This window comes from Moritella sp. PE36, assembly GCF_000170855.1.
Lineage (GTDB): Bacteria > Pseudomonadota > Gammaproteobacteria > Enterobacterales > Moritellaceae > Moritella.
The window spans coordinates 49,173-70,685 of sequence record NZ_ABCQ01000008.1; the positions used below are offsets into that span (position 1 = coordinate 49,173).

General features: G+C 42.4%; 15 protein-coding genes. 3 read left to right on the forward strand and 12 right to left on the reverse strand.

Annotated features, from left to right (window positions below; translation table 11 throughout):
• Positions 1–141: 141 nt before the first annotated feature.
• Both PE36_RS07150 and PE36_RS07155 read right to left on the reverse strand, forming a co-directional pair.
• A complete protein-coding gene (locus PE36_RS07150) occupies positions 142–558 on the reverse strand; it encodes a VOC family protein (protein WP_006031306.1) in 417 nt (138 codons plus the stop codon).
• 113 nt (positions 559–671) lie between these two features.
• Entirely contained in the window at positions 672–1,181 is a 510-nt protein-coding gene (locus PE36_RS07155) for a DUF6653 family protein (RefSeq protein ID WP_043994177.1), read from the reverse strand.
• Positions 1,182–1,546: 365 nt separating this feature from the next.
• On the opposite strand from PE36_RS07155, the gene PE36_RS07160 reads away from it, so the two are divergent.
• Positions 1,547–3,652 (forward strand): methyl-accepting chemotaxis protein, encoded by a 2,106-nt coding sequence (locus PE36_RS07160; protein WP_006031308.1) that lies wholly within the window; start codon positions 1,547–1,549, stop codon positions 3,650–3,652.
• A gap of 153 nt (positions 3,653–3,805) precedes the next feature.
• Here the strand turns inward: PE36_RS07160 and PE36_RS07165 are convergent, their stop codons facing one another.
• The 4 genes from PE36_RS07165 to umuD all read right to left on the reverse strand — a co-directional run bounded on the left by PE36_RS07165 (position 3,806) and on the right by umuD (position 6,562).
• Positions 3,806–4,036: a hypothetical protein gene (locus PE36_RS07165; protein ID WP_043994209.1), complete on the reverse strand. Its 231-nt coding sequence runs from the start codon at positions 4,034–4,036 to the stop codon at positions 3,806–3,808.
• 166 nt (positions 4,037–4,202) lie between these two features.
• Entirely contained in the window at positions 4,203–4,655 is a 453-nt protein-coding gene (locus PE36_RS07170) for a hypothetical protein (RefSeq protein WP_006031310.1), read from the reverse strand.
• Between the two features lie 243 nt (positions 4,656–4,898).
• Positions 4,899–6,155 (reverse strand): Y-family DNA polymerase, encoded by a 1,257-nt coding sequence (locus PE36_RS07180; protein ID WP_006031312.1) that lies wholly within the window; start codon positions 6,153–6,155, stop codon positions 4,899–4,901.
• The gene (gene umuD / locus PE36_RS07185; RefSeq protein ID WP_006031313.1) at positions 6,155–6,562 is read right to left on the reverse strand and encodes a translesion error-prone DNA polymerase V autoproteolytic subunit; all 408 of its coding nucleotides are present in this window, start codon (positions 6,560–6,562) and stop codon (positions 6,155–6,157) included. The genes PE36_RS07180 and umuD overlap by 1 nt, the downstream gene beginning before the upstream one ends.
• 311 nt (positions 6,563–6,873) lie before the next feature.
• Here umuD and PE36_RS07190 point away from each other — a divergent pair, with 311 nt between their 5' ends.
• Positions 6,874–9,666: a pitrilysin family protein gene (locus PE36_RS07190; protein WP_006031314.1), complete on the forward strand. Its 2,793-nt coding sequence runs from the start codon at positions 6,874–6,876 to the stop codon at positions 9,664–9,666.
• Positions 9,667–9,769: 103 nt separating this feature from the next.
• On the opposite strand, the gene PE36_RS07195 is transcribed toward PE36_RS07190, so the two are convergent.
• The 5 genes from PE36_RS07195 to fdhF all read right to left on the reverse strand — a co-directional run bounded on the left by PE36_RS07195 (position 9,770) and on the right by fdhF (position 17,778).
• Positions 9,770–10,621, reverse strand: a complete 852-nt coding sequence (locus PE36_RS07195) for a universal stress protein (RefSeq protein ID WP_006031316.1) — start codon at positions 10,619–10,621, stop codon at positions 9,770–9,772.
• An 11-nt stretch (positions 10,622–10,632) separates the two neighbouring features.
• Positions 10,633–12,123, reverse strand: coding sequence for a SulP family inorganic anion transporter (locus PE36_RS07200; RefSeq protein ID WP_006031317.1), 1,491 nt, complete (start codon positions 12,121–12,123; stop codon positions 10,633–10,635).
• A gap of 482 nt (positions 12,124–12,605) precedes the next feature.
• On the reverse strand, positions 12,606–13,022 hold the full coding sequence (locus PE36_RS07205; protein ID WP_006031318.1) for a MarR family winged helix-turn-helix transcriptional regulator: 417 nt from the start codon (positions 13,020–13,022) through the stop codon (positions 12,606–12,608).
• Positions 13,023–13,101: 79 nt separating this feature from the next.
• Positions 13,102–13,539 (reverse strand): 3TM-type holin, encoded by a 438-nt coding sequence (locus tag PE36_RS07210; RefSeq protein ID WP_006031319.1) that lies wholly within the window; start codon positions 13,537–13,539, stop codon positions 13,102–13,104.
• A gap of 87 nt (positions 13,540–13,626) precedes the next feature.
• Positions 13,627–17,778 (reverse strand): formate dehydrogenase subunit alpha, encoded by a 4,152-nt coding sequence (gene fdhF / locus PE36_RS07215; protein ID WP_006031320.1) that lies wholly within the window; start codon positions 17,776–17,778, stop codon positions 13,627–13,629.
• Positions 17,779–18,159: 381 nt separating this feature from the next.
• Between fdhF and PE36_RS07220 the strand changes: the two genes are divergently transcribed.
• Entirely contained in the window at positions 18,160–19,488 is a 1,329-nt protein-coding gene (locus PE36_RS07220) for an anaerobic C4-dicarboxylate transporter (RefSeq protein WP_006031321.1), read from the forward strand.
• A 74-nt stretch (positions 19,489–19,562) separates the two neighbouring features.
• Here PE36_RS07220 and PE36_RS07225 read toward each other — a convergent pair whose 3' ends face one another.
• Entirely contained in the window at positions 19,563–21,473 is a 1,911-nt protein-coding gene (locus tag PE36_RS07225; RefSeq protein ID WP_006031322.1) for a methyl-accepting chemotaxis protein, read from the reverse strand.
• Positions 21,474–21,513 lie beyond the last annotated feature (40 nt).

Genomic DNA, 21,513 nt, shown 5'->3' on the forward strand with positions numbered 1-21,513 from the left:
TCTTTTGAATATAACGCCGCCAACAATTGCGTAGCAACCAGTCACTTTTCATGGCCTTGTTGAACGAAGCAGCTACGCGGCAGAGTAAACAAGCCTGCGTTCATACTAACCAATACAAGATGTTTGGTCTGAAAACTAAGATCATCTCTTTGACATAGGATGATCTTCATTTAATTGCAGTAAGTCCCACTTGTTGCCATAGAGGTCTTCAAATACAGCAACGGTGCCATAATCTTGCTCTTGAGGTGGTCTCACAAACTTAATACCGTCTGCTACCATGCGGTTATAATCACGCCAAAAATCATCTGTATTAAGAAACAGGAATACACGACCACCGGCCTGATTTCCAATAAAGTCTAACTGTTCAGACTTGGATGCTTTCGCCAGTAACAACGACACGCCCGTTGAACCTGGAGGTGAAACCACAACCCAACGTTTATCTTGCTCTGGTTGATAAGTATCTTCGACTAACTCAAACTTGAGTTTATTGATATAGAAATCCAGTGCTTCATCGTAATCACGAACGACCAAAGCAATATGTACAATTGACTGTTTCATCTTTATCCAAATTTATAACGTAATGCCAAGCGCAACAGAGTAGCAAACTGACTTATATTTGGAAATACAATGCATGACAGTTTGCGGAGTCGGATTGCCGTTTCTGATTATGATTATGACTTTAGCCAGATGAGATACTGCGGGTTAGTGTCTTTCATGTCGTTATACAGCCAGACCATGCGATCAACAAACCAAGCCTTAAACACTATTATCCACATATTGCCTAATACTAACGCCCAAATATTTAAACTGTATAAACCATAAATGAAGATGGGCAGGCCAATACCAGACATAATTTGCAGTACTATTGTGGGTAATATGTGATGATCGGGTATTGGATTGATTTTACGATCTAAATATATACGCTCGCCAAAGGTGCCCATTGACGCCCAATTATTGGTTTTAGCGGGAACGCCAAACATCCTGGGATTTAACCATATCCAGATAAAAGACAGTAATATCGGTATTAAAGAATAACTTCCTATCCATTCTCGAGACCAAAAGGCCAATGACATTAGTGGCAAGATTGAAAATCGAGTATACACACTCCATGGATTAGAGTGCCTTGCCCAGCTTTCATCATCCATTGCCATCAGCTTCTCTGCAAATCGCGTAAAGTCCATCTGCTCCCTCCTAGTCATCACATGTATATAGTAGAACGCTAATCTGACATTTATAGCAATTTTGGCAAAGAGTGCAAGATCAGATTCATCATATTCGAACTTTGAATGGTGAAATATCACACTTTAAAGGTTGGGCCAGCTCGATATTAAATATCGAACACCTGTAGATCCACTGTGTATTTTATATACATGAAAAAACACTTTTGGCGTGGCTTTATATTGATATGTATGAATAAGTTAGGTTATTAGATATGGTTTTACGTTAAATCCAGTGAACTTTATCGTTACATTGTGTTTCATTAAAGTTTAAAAGAGGTATTGAATAATGTTGTTTATATGTTATTTTCCTGCCCTCTTGGTGATTTATGTTGAATCACGACCTGCCGAAACTGAGTCAAATGAAACTAACAATCAAAATTAAATTAACACTGACAATTTGCGTAATGCTGTTACTTGTTAATGGATTCTTTATTACCAGTATTTTCATGACTGAAAAAACAGTGTTAGAGGCGGAGAAAATTAACATACGTTCAAAAGTAGAAACATTAATAAAGAATAACTTACAAGGTCAAACCGACAACCTTAACTTATCTTTGGCCAATTTATATGAGTCATCTTCTACAAATCGCATTAGACAAGAACTGCGCAGCGATATCCTCACATTCAAAAAAACAATTGCTGATATGTATGCCGACGCCCCGTCGGATGAAGATGCAGAAGCCAATATCTATGCATTTATAGATAACTATCGCTGGAATGATGGACGTTTCATTTTTGCTTTTGATGCCGAGTCATTTGAATACATGGCAAATGGTGCAAATCGCCGCCTTATCGGTAGGTCTGGTTATGATTTACAAGATAAAAAAGGCAGTTACTACGTTCGCGACATTATCAATAGTGCTAAAAAATCAACCGTTGGTTATAGTCAGTATTATTCACTAAACCCAGTATCTGAAGAAATTGAAGAGAAAATGTCGGCGTCTTTCTATTTTGAACAGCTGAACCTTGTTATTGCCACAGGGGAATATACTAGCCGCTTAAAACAAAGCAAAATTGATATGGCTTTGAATGCGGTAGGTCTTACTCAGTATGGTGAAGATGGTTATTTTTGGGTGCAAGATGCAAACGGTAAGATCCTTATGCATCCAGACGCTAAGTTAATCGGTACTACCGCGGACTTTACGCGTGATGCAGCAAAACGTCTGCAACGTGAGTCCGCTATTTTTATGTCTGCCGCATTTAAAAATGCAGAGACGGATAAAATAGAGAATAAGATCCTGTATGTACGTAACATCTTCCCTGATTGGGGCTGGTCATTAGGTACTAGTACCTATGAGAGTGAAATCTCGACCATTGAAGAAAGTTTGACAACAGCGACAGAGGATATTTTCGATGCTGAAATAAAAAATAGCTTTAAATTCGCGACTGTACTTTTCATTGTTGCAATTGTGTTTTCACTCTGGCTTATCAACCGTATTATTCGTGAATTACTTGTGCTGAAGTTAAGTATTGATAATTTATCGACTGGTGAAGCGGATCTTACCTCGAGATTAGTGATCAAGGGGAATGATGAAGTCGCCGATATTAGTCATTCGGTGAACAACTTTATTGGTTACTTACAATCGATGATGTTAGATATTTCCGGTGCTTCAAAAAATATTACCCGTGGCATTCATGATATTCATTCCCAGTCTGAGCGTAATACCCAAGCGCTGGATAATCACAGTGCCGAAACCGAATTAGCAGTGACGGCTATTACTGAGATGAGCACTACCGCCGACATAGTGGCCCAAAATGCATTACAAACAGCAACCAGTACCCAAGCCGCTAATGAAGAAGCGAAAGCATCCAAAGTAACCGTTATCGAGGCATCAAATAGTGTCATGTCTTTAGTTTCTGAAATGGATGATACTGCTGCAAGTATTAATGCGATGAATGAAAGTACTAAAAATATTGCCACGGTATTAGAAGTCATTGGTGGCATTGCCGATCAAACTAATTTGTTAGCCTTAAATGCAGCAATTGAAGCAGCAAGAGCGGGTGAGCAAGGACGAGGTTTTGCTGTTGTTGCTGATGAAGTGCGCTCTTTAGCGGCCTTAACCCAAGATAGTACAGCCAAAATTAATGAGATGCTGCAGAGTCTGACTGCTAGCGCCGTATCAGCGGTCACCGCAATGAATCATACCACTGAGAGTTGTCAGAAAGTGGCAAAAAACACATCATTAGTCACAGGTAGCCTAGATAGTATGACAGGATCTATCGTTGAAATTAATGATTTAAGTACCCAGATTGCCACGGCGTCTGAACAACAAAGCTCTGTGACGGAAGAAATATCGCGTAATATGCATACCATTCAAGAGATGGTGCAAGAGTTAAGTAAAAACGGTCAAGACACCAAGATAAGTGTGCAGAGTCTTACCGACGAAAACGAGGCACTTGCGGCATTAGTGGCTAGATTTAAATTAAGCTAACACGGCTTATTTAAGAGAATAATAGCGAATACAGATGCTGGTTGGTAAGGAGAATACCACCAGCGATTAATCGCATGCCTGAATAACCACAAACATAACTAATACAATCAAATATCTAGTCGTTTCTTTCATAGTCTCACCATTGTCCCGTCGTTATAGTTTTTGTTCACTTTCACGTTTAACCAACACAAAGGTCAGGTACATTTTGGTTGGTAGCGAGAAAGCAAAGCCCAAAGCAATGCAAGCCGCGCTAATCATAATGCCCGTCACGCCATGCTGCTGGGTAAAATCTGTGTACGATAATAAATAATGACCAAGCAATATTAACGAGATGCCAATAACAATAAAAATTTGCAGAATACGGATAAGTTTTTTATCTGTCATATCATCACGTCCATCATTGATTCGATTGCCAATACAGCTATTGTTCAGCGAACCGAGCATGAGCGCAATGATCTAACGCAACATATATCAATATGGGTACATTGTGATGATAAATAAGAGGCTTAGGTCAAGTGACGCCCTGATACGAGCGTCGAACTTGATCGCTTTATAAGATGATTTCTTTAAGCTCACTAATGCTTTTCAGGCCGTGTCTGGTTTTTACCTGTAAGGAGTCTAAATCCGAGCCCAATTCTGCAACATGCGAGCCAATGCTAAATTTACTATTGCTCAGATATTGGTGCTTTACACTGAACTTACTAAGCAGTAAACCCATATTACTTTCCGGCATTAGCTTTGCGATTACGACACCGAATAGAAGAAATGTTTCACCACCATCAGCATCCTTGTCTCCAAGACCTTTAATTGCTGTCACTTTGCAAAAAGTACTTACCTTTCTTGTGCTTGTTACTACACATACGATACTTCCTTCTCGAAGTTCGTTCCAAGCAGCATTTTTAATATTCCCCAATTGCTTTTCCGAGATATCAAATATAACATCTGATTCTGTTGGATAGCTTTTTTTGTAATTTTTATTATGTGTGTTATTTAGCAAAAACATGTCTATTTCCTAGTTATATACAACGCTGTTTCGATACAGTCCGTTGGTAAATTGAATGGCGACTTTCGTTATTTCTGCCGCATCAAAGATGATATGGAGGAATTTAGGGGTCGTATCTTTTATGCTTTACATTATACATTTCTTTACATTATACATGGCTTTGCTTGCTGCGGCTATGAGAGCGTCTGTTGTAGACCGTCACGATGATGTTTTTTTTACTAATGTGCTAGTCTTCACCGCTGATCAACACCTCACCTGAGGTAAATCTAACCATTTGGTGGTGTATTGTGGGGTTAACATGTTACGGTGCATTTCCCACTTCTTATCTATGCCTTGCGCCCCTAAAAACAGCGTGTCGCGGCCATATTTCTGATTCAGGTGGTCAAACACGTCCATAAGTTTGTCGTTGCTTGGGGCGGGATTAAATAAATCTTGCTGTTCATAACGGCCATCGACCAAATCAATAAGCCCGACACCTATCTTGTAGAACCTGACGCCGTCCTGAAATAAATCGTTGGCGAGTTGCGTCGCGACTTTGGTTATTTGGGTAACGTCGGAGGTGGGATAAGGGAATTTATGGATAGCGCGAAAGCTGGCAGGGTTATCATCAAAAGGCGAGCTGGCCGCAAAACACACCATGATCTTGCACAGCGAACCCTGCTTACGGGCTTTTTGTGAGGCTATGCCCGCATGTTTGCTTAATGCTTGTTGCAGCGCACTGAGTTCGGTAATGCGCTCGCCGACACTGCGGGTTGAATAAATTTGTTTTTTATCTGCTCTGGCAGTATCCCAACTTTTACACGGCTGGCCGTTAAGCTCCCTTACTGTCCTTTCGACTTCGACATTAAAATCCTTACGGGCAATACCAACCGGTAGCTTAGCTAAATCTAACGCGGTTTCAATGCCCATAAACGCTAACTGTTTAGATAACTTGCGCCCGATCCCCCATACTTCATCGACCTTTAGCTGCGCCAGTACCTGCAAGCGTTCACTGTCATTATCCAGTACACAAACGCCGTTATAACCGCGGATCTTTTTGGCTGCATGATTGGCTATTTTGGCTAATGTCAGTGTGGAGCCCATGCCCACACAAACGGGTAATCGACACTCTTTCCATACCGCACGCCGCAACTTAGCGCCATGTTCACGTAAACAAGGGATGGCAGGATAACTGCGTTGGAACGACAAGAAAGATTCATCAATACTATAAATATGTTGTTCGGGGGCAAAACGCCCCACCACATCCATCATTTTAGCAGACAGGTCAGCGTAGAGTTCGTAGTTAGAAGAAAGCGCGATCACGCCTTGTTGTTCACACAAGGCTTTGATCTTAAAATAGGGTTTAAACTTAGGAATGCCCGCGTCTTTAGCTTGTCGGTTTGCGGCAACAATACAGCCATCATTGTTAGACAACACGATAATCGGTTTACCGCGCCATTCAGGACGAAACACCTGTTCAGCACTGCAATAAAATGAATTAGCGTCCACCAGTGCGAACACTATTTATTACTCAATAACGGGCTGGGACGGTGACACCGAATCGAGCGGATCACCACGCCTTCGATACTAAAGGTATCAAAATCATTAATCACCACAGGCTGGATTTTTTCATTGGCAGAGAGCAACAGTCGCCTTTTAATATCAAGTAACTTACACACGAATTCACCGTTGAAATTGGCGACAATCACATCCTGATGCGTGGGCGTGACATGCCTGTCGACAATCAATAGATCACCATCAAAGATCCCCACCCCTTGCATTGAATCGCCACAGGCTTTACCAATAAAAGTAGCACTGGGATGCTCGACCAGTAGTTCATCTAAATTACAGCCAAGCTGACTATATTCAGCCGCCGGACTTTCAAAGCCAGTAATACCTGCACTCGCCAAAATTGGAATGATGTTCATGAATTATATTATACCCCACCCAAACAACTGTTTATTTATACAGTTGTATTTTAGGCGTGTTTAGGGAAAAACTCAAGCACGTATATTTGGTAAGGGAATTAAGGGTTAAGCTTGAAATTATTTTGTAACGTTTTGTAATTACTCGATATAAATCACATTATTGGTGTTTACACGCACAATTCCCTACTGCTCTACCCGCTGTTCTTATAATATAACCAGTTGCTATAAAAATGTTTATAGCTCAATGACATAAAAATCCTGAGGCTGTATTCCCCTCGGTAACTATAAATTATTAACGAGTTATTTTAATCATGATGTTCTGTAGAAAATTATTATTGATTTCTTTTGCCCTATTCGCCCTGTCTAGCTGTGCAAATAACCCCAATCAGACTGACGCAATAGCCACAGTGAGCAGCAACACGCTTGATAACGGTTTCTTGTATGCCATTCATGCTAAGCCAGAAAGCTCAGATAAGATTGAGTTACGCTTGATGATCAAATCGGGGTCATTCAGTGAAACAGATGCACAATCAGGCTATGCACATCTGCTTGAGCATATGGCCTTTAACGGCACCAAAAACTTCCCCAAGCTAAAAATTGTTGAGCTATTTGAAAAGTCAGGATTAACATTTGGTCATGACATTAATGCCTACACCTCTTTTGATGAAACAGTTTACAGCCTCTCTATTCCTAAAGATAATACCCAATTACTCGCAGATACCTTGCTGTATTTACGTGATATTTTAACCGATATAGAATTGGAACAGCATGAGTTAGATAAAGAGAAAGGCGTCGTCGAAAATGAATATCACCAGAGCACACAGCAAGAAAAATCTTATTACTACGCCCTGTTCGATGATTATATAGAAAACAGTGAATATCAAAGACGTTTACCAATCGGGACGCTTAAAAGCATCAATAACAGCACTGTCGCCTCTGTTAACACTTTTTACAAAGATTGGTATCGTCCGGATAATGCCAGATTAGTGATAGCGGGTGATGTGGATAGTGAGAGCACAAGCCAATTAATCACCGCATTATTTTCAACCATAGAGACATCACAAAACACCAAGCAACAGCCTGTCTTAACACCGCCAGCATTAAAAACCGCAACTCAGGTTTATAGCAGTAAAGTGATTAATTTTTCACAAACAGACCTGTTCTTCGAAGTCCCTATGTTGAAAATTACCAATAGCGAAGATATCAGTCATTCGTTGAAACTGGATATGTTGGATCAGTTATTTAATTATCGTTTGAATGCAGCCAACAGCCAACGCGCTCAACCCTTCCATGAAGTCGGTCTTTTCTATAATCAATTGTTGGGCAACAAAGCGTTCGAAAATATCTATGTTAGTCATCAAAAAAATGAAAACCAACAGGCTGTTGAATTTATTGCGCAGGAATTAGCGCGCATACAACAACACGGTTTTAGCCAAGCTGAGTATCAGCAACAACTGGCTAAAATCAAATCAACACAAGCCGAACTCAGTACTATCTATAGTAATAAAAATTCGCAGCAACTAGCCGATGAAGTGATTAATGCTTGGTCGAGCGGCAATATTGAATACACACTAGAGAATGAGCAGCGAGCTTATCAGCTATTGCTGACAACAGTCAGTCTTGAAGAATTAAATCAGTTCGCCAAAACACTGATAAACAGCCCACATAAGATGACCTTCGCGACACCATATCAAGCCAAAAAGCCGGACTTATTGGCGGCCGATAAAATATTTGCAGATACGATTAATAAATCAATTAACAATATAGCGATTAAAATTGAAACGCTAACACTGCCTATCGTTAAAAAAAGTGGCGGAACAAGTAAGATCGACAGTGAACGTTTTGACACTGACACACAAATAACCCGGTGGCAGTTAAGCAATGGAGTAAGTGTTGTTTTGCAACCTGATCATAGCGTTAAAAACACCATTAATATGAGTTTTACAGCTCCTGGCGGTATCAATTCATTTACCAAAAAACAACGCGCAGCCAACTACCTTTTGATAAACAGTTATATGAATAGCGGTTTAGCGGGAGTATCAGCACAAGCGATACAGCAACAGTTTAACCAAGAGCGCATCGACATTATTCCGGTGATCGAAGCCAACAATCATGGTTTCAATCTGTATTCGATTAATGAACCCAAGAGCCTAGAACTACTATTCTCGATGCTGTATAGCAGTATGACCAACGCTGAACTTAATGAGCAGGTATTTGCGTTAGAAAGGAAAGGGAGTATTGAACATCTGCAAAATAATCTCGCGTTACCAACAACGGCAACATGGATAAAAGTAGATGATATTCTGTTTCCCAATAATCCCCAGCAGGCGCGAATTTCAGCGAAGGAACTAGCAGAGGTGCAACAAAGTGATGTTGAAAGGCTTTATCAAACACTCTTTAATAACGTTAATGGTTATAAGTTAACTATCGTCGGCGACTTTGATACGGCGCAGTTAAAGCCACTTATATTGCAATACGTGGCGAGTTTACCAAAGGGGAAAAATAATACCTTTGACCACCCTGCTCAATCGTTGATAACAAAAACGACTCAGCTCAATGAAACAAGCTATCCGCAAGATAATGGGCAGGTGCTGTTTTACACTATCACAGACACCCCAAACCAAGGTATCAAACAAGTTTATCAGGCAGAACTCATGCAGGCGATCATGAGCAAAACGCTGACCAAGATCGTGAGGGAGCAATTATCCTTAACTTATTCCCCTTATGTCATGGTAAGCGATCAACCAGCTGGTCAGGCATTTACTGAAGTGATGATTGAGTTAATTACTAAAGTTGAAGATGTTGAGCAAACACAACAGGTGGTCGATAGTATCATCAGTGATTTACTTACTAATGGTATAACCGAAGCACAACTAAACGAAAACAAAAAAACAATAACGCAGGATTTAGCTTATTCATTAAATGAATCACCAAATAAACAGTGGCTGTTACACCGTGATCATTTATTCAATTATGCACTCGGGTCAACAGAAACTGCACCAGCAATATTCGACAGCATTTCCGTTGCAGACATGAACCAGTTCATTCGCGCCTACCTAGAACCAACAAAAACACTGAGATTTATAAATACGCCCCAGTTGTAACTATTTGCCTAAAAATGCCATAACTAAACTGCAGTGACCAGCGAAAGTGGTCACTGCGGTTTGACATTGACCTCGCTTAGCTAAACCAATCACGTTAACGCAATTATCTAAGCACGATCAGCGGCACTCGACAATTTTCAATCATGCGCATGGTATTGCTACCAAGGAAAAAGTTTCTCATCTTAGAATGCGCAAACGCGCCCATCACCACCAGTTCAATATCATGCTGTTGTTTGTAATCCATTAACGAAGTAGAAATATCCCCTTCAAGATACGTGGCAATGACACTAAACCCTTCTTGCTCAAGTCGCATTTTGGCTTGCTCAAATTTCTGTTGTTGTGCTTGTTCAGTATTTTTAATCGTGACTAAATGACATGTCATGCCTTGGAGTAAACCGCCTTGAATGATACGTTGCACGGCTTTGTCTGCCGTTTCGCGTCCATCATAAGCCAGCATAAAGTTAGTCGGCTCGGTAAAAGCCTGCGGGGCAATCACGATCGGCGTATGCACCTGCCGGATCAGTGTTTCGATATGCGAACCAAGGGCTTTAAAATCACCTTGATGACCATTACCACAGCGCCCGACCACCATTAAACGTGCATCAGTTTCTAAGCCCACTAAAGCTTCGACAAAATCACCATGGCGTTGTTTCTGCTCTATATCGGTCAGACCCACGGTGTTGGCTCTATCAACGGCTCTGCCTAACATTTCATTACCCAACTGAATAGCCATTTTCCCACGCTGCTCGTCAAGTTCAACCATTTTGTTAAGCAGCGCAGTACGTGCCCCTAAACCAATAGAGCCAGTTAAATCGTCTGCGCCATGTTGCTGTTTTTTATCGATGGCATGCAGAAAAACAATGCCATGACTCAAACGTTTTGACGCCCAGATCGCAGTGTCACAGACAGCTTTTTCCAGTATAGATCCATCAATACATGCTATTATTTTATTCATTGTTTTTCTCCTTAGTGACCAGCCATCATTTTTTCAACCGCAGCGGGATCATTATGAATTGCAAATTTATCAATCACGGTCGCGGTGGCGTCACTCATGCCGACAATATTAACGGTTGCACCCTCTCGACGAAACTTAATCACCACTTTATCCAATGCACCAACGGCGCTAATATCCCAGAAATGGGCGTGCGATAAATCGATAACGACGCTATCAACCACTTCTTTAAAATCGAACGCATCAACAAATTTATCCGCCGACACAAAGAATATCTGTCCTGTTACCTGATAAGTTCGCCCTTGCTGTGCTATTTCGGTATTTTTCACGACCATAAAACGGCTGATTTTGTGGGCGAAAAATAACGCTGAAAGTAGCACACCGACAAATACGCCAATCGCTAAATTGTGCGTACCAACAACGGTGATCACTGTCGCGATCATAACAATATTAGTTGATAACGGATGGGTTTTAAGATCTTTAATCGAACTCCAAGAAAATGTCCCAATGGCGACCATGATCATCACAGCAACTAAGGCTGCCATCGGTATTTGTTTAAGCCAGTCTCCTAAGAAAACCACCATAATAAGCAAGAATACACCGGCTGATAGACTTGATAACCGACCTCGACCACCCGATTTAATGTTAATGATTGATTGACCGATCATGGCGCAACCAGCCATCCCACCCATTAAACCGGCGCCGATATTGGCAATACCTTGTGCTTTACATTCTCTATTTTGATCACTTTTTGTATCTGTTAGGTCATCGATTATCGTTGCGGTCATCATCGACTCTAAAAGCCCAACCACAGAAAGACCAAGCGCATAAGGTAAAATGATCCACAGTGTTTCGAGTGTGAGAGGTACTTCAGGCCATAAGAAGATGGGTAACGTATCTGGTAACGCCCCCATATCGCCAACCGTTCTTATGTCTAACTCCATCACCTGTGATAACACGGTAAGTAGGACAATACACACCAGGGGTGAAGGAATACTTTTACCAATGACGGGGATATGAGGGAATAAATAGATAACGCCTAAGCCACCAGCCGTCATTGCATAGACATGCCAAGTGACATTGGTTAATTCAGGTAATTGGGCGATAAATATTAAGATAGCCAGTGCATTTACAAAACCAGTGACCACTGAACGTGAGACAAACCGCATTAAACCACCTAACTTTAAATAACCCGCGAGTATTTGCAATACCCCCGTTAACAAAGTCGCGGCGAGCAAGTATTCTAACCCGTGTTCTTTGACTAGCGTCACCATAAGCAGCGCCATTGCACCTGTTGCAGCAGAGATCATACCGGGTCTGCCACCTGTGAACGCAATAATAGTCGCGATACAGAACGAGGCATACAAACCCACTTTAGGGTCTACACCCGCAATAATAGAAAATGCGATAGCTTCGGGGATCAGCGCTAACGCAACAACAATACCGGCTAAAATATCTCCTTTAACATTACCTAACCAATCTTGTTTGTTTGACAAAAAAATCATACTTGTCCTTTTTCGGGTGCATCGATGACCCACGAAAAATACGTGGTGATGCACAGACATATCGTTTAAAGCAGCCATAATCGACGGTTTCATGCTATTTCAGCCACAGTAAATGACCTTAAAAAAGGGCAAATTCCACGACGCTAAGCCGTACTCAATTTAGTGTACTTTTAAACGATAAATAGCGATGGCAAAAATACCATACTGGAGAATTCCTGTTTTAAATGATGCGATATGTCACGCAGGTGCGAGAGCTGATAGCTCAGTTTAAAATATTTCAGGAAAATAGAGATCATCAACAATTAGCATTATCTTTGCTAGATATACGTACTAGTGCTGATTAAAATGCAATTTATAATAATCTTACGATGCGTAAGAATCTGACTTTAAGTATATATAAACGTCATATAAATTGTTTAGAGGGGGATTCTAGGGTTATGGCGGCGTCATCTCTGTACCTTTGATTTAGGGAATTAAGCGTACTAACTGATTTGTGTTTTTATCGTGATGAGTAATTTAGAAAGCACACCTTTCTCTTCATCAGAAAGCATATTACAAATCTCATTTTCAATTGAGTCTGCAATCTGCCACAGCTCTTGCATAATAGGCTTGGCTTTAGTTGTTAATTTTAAACGAAATACTCGTCTATCTTCCTTATCATTCAAACGTTTGACTAAACTAAGCTGTTCTAACAAATCTATTTGTCTTGCTAGCGTAATCGGTTTTACATTTAAGATATCAGCTAAGTCAACTTGTCGACAATTTTCATTTTCAGACAGATGAACTAATACTCGCCACTGAGAATGGGTAACGCCAATGCTTTCAGCTTGCTTGTTAAAACGTTGTCGAATAACGTGACTGATTTCATAGCTAAGAAACCCAAATTTCGAATGTATCATGATTCAGCGGCATATAGTAAGGAAGGCTTATTATAAGCCTTGTGTAAGTTTAAAGTAAAGACTCATTTCACTAAGTTTATTATTTACTGCCCAGCGCCTTGGCAATAGAGGGGATGACCTTTTCAGCAGAGCGTCCGATCACATAACCACCGAGTCCGATTTCCACGGGCTGCATAAAATCATGGGCGAACTTTTCTTCGAGGGTAATAATACCGAGGGCATTAAGAATGACGATAGCAAGGAAACTGAGCATGGTTATCGGTCGCCAACTGCGGGTGATCCACGAGCCACTGTTCGCTTCTTTTTGAATAATACTGGATTGTGCGTCGAGCAGTGTGCGTTCTAAATCCATTTGCTTACTGACTAGCTCGATATGCTTTTTGGTGACTTCATTTTGTAGCTCAACTAACACGTTTTTTAATTTTAGCTTTTCTTCTTCTGAAGTATGAATGTTGTCGATGAGATCGGCCGCTGGCTTGAACGTCCCTGAAACAAAGCCCATGATTGATTGCCACATTATTTAATTTCTCCGGTGTTGTCGGGTTTCCCTACCCGACGCGTTGATTGGCCTCTATTGTTACACCGCTTTATTTGATATTGCTAACTAGAAAACTGACAATAACGCTTTTTCGATTTTCACCGCGGCCACTTTAAATTCAGGGATCTTGGCATGTGGATCCGTTGCCGTGGTGGTTAAACGGTTCGCCGGTGATTCCGCAAAGTGGAATGGCACAAACACCACCCCTTCTTGCATCCGCTTAGTCACAAACGCTGGCGTATCAATGCTGCCTCGACGTGTCGTTACCGTGAGCATTTCACCATTAACAACCCCTAATCGTTCGGCATCCGCCACCGAGATCATCGCACGTGGTCCAGCCAGATTATCTAGCCCTTTGGTTTTACGTGTCATGGTGCCGGTATGGAACTGCTCAAGCAAACGACCAGTGGTCAGTATCAATGGGTACTCATCATCGGGCAATTCCGCCGCATAACGGAACGGCACTGCGACCATTTCACCTTTGCCACGGGTGAACTGCTCGGTATGCATAATGCGCGTGCCTGGAGATGCGTCATCAGGACAGGGCCATTGCAAGCCATCTTTACCTACGCGATGCCAATGGATGCCCGCATATTGTGGCGTCAATTGGGTGATCTCTTTGGTAATATCCTCAACAGATTGATATGCCCAGTCACTGCCCATGGCGTTGGCAATATCTTGAATGATCAGCCAATCTTCTTTCGCTTCACCCGGTGGTTTAACCGCGGGTGAAATACGTTGTACACGACGTTCAGTATTAGTGAAGTGACCCGATTTTTCGGCAAATGAGCACGAGGGTAATACCACATCAGCGTATTGCGCGGTTTCCGTTAGGAAGATATCTTGCACTACCAAGAAATCCAATTGCTCAAGCGCGTCAATAACGTGCGCTTGATTCGGATCGCTCAGTACCGGATTTTCACCCATGACATACAAACCTTTCACCTCACCGTGACACGCGGCATCAATAATTTCGGTCAGCGTTAAACCCACTTCTTTGGGTAAATTAGCTTTGTTCCACGCTTTCGCGAATTTTTCTTGTACTTCAGGTTCATAGACTTTCTGATAACCCGGTAAACTGTTTGGCAACGCCCCCATGTCACAGGCACCTTGCACATTAGACTGACCACGTAACGGGTTAATGCCGCCACCTTCAATACCAATGTTGCCACACAGCATTTGCAGGTTGGCAACGGAACGGACATTATCATGACCTGTGGTGTGCTGCGTGATCCCCATGGAATAATACACCGCGGTTCGGTCGGCCGTCCCGATCATTTCTGCCATTTTAATCACATCTTGCGCTTTTACGCCGGTGATCAATTCCACTTTATCCGGCGCGTAATTGTCAGACATGACTTCCGCTGCTAACGCATTAAAACCTTCGGTGCGCTCGTCAATGTAAGCTTTGTCATGCCAACCGTTTTTAATGATCTGCTGCATGATACCGTTTATCAACATCACATCGGTACCCGGACGGTGCGCGACATATAACTGCGCATGATCGGCAATATCGATGCGTTTTGGATCGGCCACAATCAAACGCGCGTTGCCATGACGGATCGCTTGTTTGATGTGCGATGCAATGATCGGATGGGCTGATGTGGTATCAGAGCCAATAATGAATATCATATCCGAATGTTTGATACTCGGGATATCATTGGTCATCGCGCCACTACCAATGGATGCTTCAAGCCCAGTAACGGTAGAGGCATGACACAAACGCGCACAGTGATCGACATTGTTGGTTTCTAATTCTCGGCGAATGAATTTCTGGAAGGCAAAGTTATCTTCATTGGTGGTTTTTGCTGACGAGAAACCCGCCAGTGCATTACCGCCATGATTATTTTTGATGGCATTAAACTTATCCGCCACCAGCGTGATCGCTTCTTCCCAGCTGGCAGGCTGTAGTTCACCATGTTTACGGATCAAGGGGGTGGTTAGCCGTTCCTTGCTACTGACAAAATCAAAACCAAAGCGCCCCTTCACACATAACATACCTTGGTTTACAGGTGAATCTTTCACACCTTGTACATAACGGATCTTATTCTGCGCTTCGTCAACGAACATGGTTAACTTGCAACCCACACCACAATAGGTACAAATGGTATCGACGGGTTTCAGTATTTCAATGCGACCTTGTGATTTATCACGGCTATCGACCAAGGCACCGGTCGGACATACTTGCACACAGCGTCCACATTGCACGCAGTTTGAATCGCCCATGCTAAAGCCGTTTTCAAAACCAGGACGGCACTCAGGACGACTGGCTGATGCACCATCGTCATTCTTCATGAAACTAAGTACACCGTGCACCGCTTGCTCGTTACACGCGTCCACACATTGACCGCAACTGATACAACGGTTGGCATCAAAGACGATGAACTCAGAACTATCATCCACCACGAATTTCTGACAACCGTCTTGACTAACGTTAGTATCAGCAACCTTATATTCGGTGGCAAAATCACGTAACTGGCAGTCGGTATTGGCCTGACAACCACACTCTAAACAACGTGCGGCTTCACGCATCGCTTCATCATTGTCAAAGCCGGTTTCCACTTCAGCAAAGCTTAACTCACGTTGTTGTGGGCTTAACTCTGGCATCACCGACCGCATCGCCTGTTTAATGCTATCAAACTGCGCCGTATCTACCTGTTTTAGCTTGCGGGCTTTTTGCGAGTTAAATTGTTTTACCGGAATATTTTCCATATCACCGTCGAAATAACGGTCGATCGCTTCTGCCGCAATACGACCATCGGCAACGGCTTCGATTGCTGTTGCAGGTCCGCGACGAAAATCGCCGATACTAAAGATATTACCCACACCGGAATGCATAGTGTCTGGGTGTGCATCTTGGGTATTCCAACGTGTCAGCGGTAAGTCCAAGGTTTCTTTGTCCATGAAGCTCAAATCAGGTTTTTGCGAAACCGCAGCAATCACAGTATCAAAAGCTTCGGTAAAATATTCACCGGTTTTCTCGGGGCGACGACGACCCGAGGCATCTGGTTCACCCAAGGCCATTTTTTCTAATTTTATTTCACATACCCGGCAGTTTGCATCGGCGATGTTTTCAACTGGGTTGGTCAGAAAGTGGAATTTAACCCCTTCGTGCTCTGCTTCCAGAATTTCATAATCTTCGGCAGGCATCTCAGCGCGAGTACGACGGTAAATCAACGTAGTATCAGCGCCATCTCGCACTGCAGTGCGCGCGCAATCAATCGCGGTATTACCACCACCAATAACCGCTACTTTTTTACCTGTGGTGTAGTTGCCGTCGGTGACGTAATCTTTGAGGTAATCAACCCCTAAATAGCAACCATCAAAGTCACTGCCGCTATATTGCATAGCAACGGCTTGCGACGCACCCACAGCCAAACACACCGCATCATAGTCTTGGGTTAGTTGGGTTAAGGTAAAGTCATCACCCAATTTCTTGTTGGTCAGCACCTGCATGCCGTTACGACACATGATCTCGATTTCTTTAGCAAGAATGGCTTTCGGTAATCTGTATTCAGGGATGCCATAACGTAACCAGCCACCCGCATCTGGCATAGACTCAAATACGGTAACGTTATAACCTTCATTAGTGAGGTAATAACCACAAGTCAAACCACCAGGGCCACTCCCTACAACGGCAATAGATTTACCTTTTATCGGTTTCTTGAGCGGCACGTATTGCGCTTGAGCTTCCAGATCGATATCGGCGGAATGTCGTTTCAATTGACGAATGGCAACCGGCTCATCCACCAAACCACGACGACACTCGGTCTCACAAAATGCCGGACACACGCGACCAATCGACAACGGCATAGGTAGCGTACGTTTAATCACTTCGACCGCTTTGGCATGGTCGTTTTGGGAAATATGGTAAAGGTAAGATTGAATATCGACACCAGCAGGACACGCGGTCTGACATGGCGCTTCACAATCTGCATAGTGATCAGAAAGAATACGGTTTAACGACTTTTGACGTAACGCAGACAAGGTTGCAGATGTTGTGGTGACAGCCATACCCTCGACAGGTGTCATCTCACAAGCGCGTTGAATACCTTGCCCGGCAATATCGACGACACAAAGATCACATGGCACTTTCTCGCCATGTTTATTCAAGCCACACAGTGACGGAATATCAACATGACAGTCTGTTGCCACTTCAAGTAGAGTTTGGTGCGCATTTACGGAAAATATTTGTCCATTGAACGTGACATTTATCATTGCTTGCCTCTTTACAACTATATACAGGTCTATGCACTGCATTATTTTGGTTATCCTGCCAATCTACCCAAAACAGTGTAAAAAGCTTTGATTTGAAACACTGTCCACGTCGGTAATTTAAAAATACAGCAGATATGAGCAGTTGAAAAATGAGAGAGTCAGCAGATCGAACACTGATTTGTTTTATCACTAAATCACCCGTTATTTTTTATTGCAGCTCACATTATTGCTCCATAATTATATTATTTATCAAAATGTTATCTGACATCAACTGACCATAAAATAATATTGCATTCTATTCAATATGCGAAATAGCTCAATTTAACGCGTTAATTTACCAGATACCATAACTACCTACAAAGTTATAGTTTTGGTGGTTTTATGTTGTATTTTGAATTTATGTTTTTATTAGTCGTGCTCTATATCGGTTCCCGATTTGGTGGCATAGGTTTAGGGGTGGTATCAGGGATTGGTTTGGTGATTGAGGTCTTTATCTTCAAAATGCCGCCAACGTCTCCGCCTGTCACCGTTATGCTGATTATCTTAGCGGTTGTCACCTGTGCCTCGATCCTCGAAGCCGCTGGCGGTCTCAAATATATGCTGCAAGTGGCTGAGCGTGTTTTAAGAAAGAATCCTAAACGCGTGACGCTCATTGCCCCTTTTGTTACCTATACAATGACATTTTTGCTCGGTACCGGGCATGCGGTATATTCAATTATGCCGATCATTGGTGATGTCGCGCTTAAAAATGGCATTCGACCTGAGCGTCCGATGGCAGCAGCGTCAGTGGCATCGCAAATTGCGATCACCGCTTCCCCTCTTTCTGCTGCTGTGGTGTTTTATTTAGCCCAATTAGTGGATATCGACTCTTCTATCACCCTACTGTCGATCTTAATGGTCACCGTGCCGTCCACGTTATTTGGTACCTTAATGCTGGCACTTTATAGTTTACGTCGTGGTAAAGAGTTAGAGGATGATGAGGAATACCAAGCGCGCTTAAAAGATCCGATCTGGCGTGAAAAGATCTTAAATACCACATCAACCTCTTTAGATGAAGAACTACCAAGCAAAGCGCGTAACGCCGTACTTATCTTTTTAGGGGCGATCGTGTCTATCGTGGTGATCGCCATGTTTCCTGAAATTCGGACCATCACCGACGGCGCAGCGCCAATCAAAATGTCAGTGGTGATCCAAATGATGATGTTGGCGTTTGGCGGGGTTATTTTGCTCGCCACCAAAACCGACCCGCGCGATGTGCCGAATGGCGTAGTCTTCAAGTCAGGAATGGTCGCCGCCATTGCTATCTTTGGTATTGCCTGGATGTCTGATACTTATTTCCAATACGCGATGCCGCAATTCAAAGCCAGTATCGTTGATATGGTCACGCTGCACCCTTGGACGTTTGCGTTATCGCTATTTATCGTCTCGGTGGTGGTTAACTCACAAGCGGCAACGGCGCGCATGATGTTACCTGTCGGTTTGGCGCTAGGACTCGAACCTGCGTTAGTGATAGGTTTAATGCCGGCGGTATATGGTTACTTCTTTATTCCCAACTACCCATCAGATATTGCCACGGTAAACTTTGATAATTCAGGCACAACGAAAATTGGTAAGTACTACTTTAACCATTCGTTCATGTCGGTGGGGTTAATTGGCGTTATTTCTGCCTGTCTGGTTGGTTATGTATTAGGTCAAATAGTGATTGGTTAAAAACCCTAAATTAATTAAAAAAAAAGCCATTAAGTATGAATACTTAATGGCTTTACTCAATAAAATGAACGAGATTACTTCAGTTTAAATTGAGCCACAATTGATTTCAGTTGCTCATTGGCAACGGCAACATTTACCGATTCTTGAGCGGTAGCTTGACCGTTTATGGCTAGCTCTTGCGCCATTTCACGGATCGCAGTCATGTTACGCGTTACTTCATGAGAAACACTGCTTTGTTCCTCGGCCGCGGTGGCAATTTGCGTGTTTAAATCATTAATTTTCGTTACAGAACTCGCGATAATATCCAAATCTTCAGCTACTGCATAGGTACTTTTAGCAGCCTGTTGACAAGTTTCCTGGGTCATATCCATCGCTAAAATCGCAGAACTTGAACCCGCAGTTAATGCATCCAGCGTCTCTTTGATTTCAGCCGTACTCACTTGCGTTCTCGCCGCTAGCGCACGCACTTCATCAGCAACGACAGCAAAACCACGACCTTGCTCACCCGCTCGCGCAGCTTCAATTGCCGCGTTAAGCGCAAGTAGATTTGTTTGTTCAGCAATCTCACCAATCACATTAAGTACTTTAGTGATGGCTTGCGTATCTTTCTCAATGTCTTGGATACTTTTTGATGAACTTTCTACATCTTCAACTAGCTTAGAGACGGTTGATGTGGTCGATGTAACCGTCATTTTCGAGGTATTTACCTGCTTATTCATGGCATCTGTAAATTGTGACGCTTCCTCAGCATTGCTGGCAACATCATTCGCCGTGGCACTCATTTCTTCTACTGCTGCTGCAATTTGGTCGGTTTCAATTGAGTGAGCATCCAGTACTTGATTATTGCTCGTCGTTTGCTGTTCTAGTCTCTCTACACTTTCGGAAATATGTTGTGAAGAGTTATCGATCTCTAACATCAAGGTTTGCAGGTTCGTAATGAAAGCATTAATACCTGCCGAGATATCACCTAAATCATCGTTACTTTCAACCGGTAAACGACGCGTTAAATCACCATTACCTTTAGATAAATCCATGACCACTTCTTTCAGTGATACAATCGGACGATACACTATATTCAGTACGGTAATAGTCAAGAATAAGCCAATTGCAAGCATGATAGCAGAGACCACAATCGCACTTTCTAACGCTTCATCGACTTCTGCATAAGCAACTGATTTATCAACACCAATAAATAAGTACCAGCGCTTGCCGTTGACCAGTGTAATTTCTTGCGTAAAAGCTAATTTATCGACACCCGCTAACGTATAAGCCGTTGTGTTCGCACGCCCACTTAACATACCGGTTTTAACATTATTCATGCCGATATCAGAGAAATTAACCCCCGTTCTCAATGCCGTTGAATTTGATGCTAATGCATAACCGTCACTATCCATAATGGCGGTGACAGAACCAGGATAATTAACATTTTTAACTGTCTGTTCAAGGATGCTTAAATCAATATCACCCAGTAACACACCATTACCTAAGTTACGAACAACTGAAATAACGGGAAGACCTGTGCCTATGTCGTTATAAACATCGGAAATATCGAGCGTTGAAGTGTTTTTACCTAGGCGATACCAAGGACGTTGACGCGCATCATAACGCGCTGTAATAGCAACGCCATTAACCCAGCTTGGATCTTGTGCAGTGGAATAAGTGACACCATCATCAAAAGCGATAAATACACCGCCAAAGCCACTGGTTTCTTTTATGAGTCGCGCGATGCTGACGTAATCATCACCCAGGCTATTTGACTTGTATTGTTGGGTGATGCCATTAAGTGCATCCGTTTTTGTTTTGAACCAATGCTCAATTTTATTGGCTTCGTAGCTTACGATTGAACTCGACAGCAGGTTCACATCTTCAATGGTTTTAGATTTAATTATATTATAAGAAATTATGTTTGAAACAAGTAAAATAGCGGTCAGTAAGACAACTACCGACAATATGATGAGTCTTTTGAATCCTAAATTTTTTAACATTATTTTATTCCACAATTAGATAGATCTGAGATTAACTGCT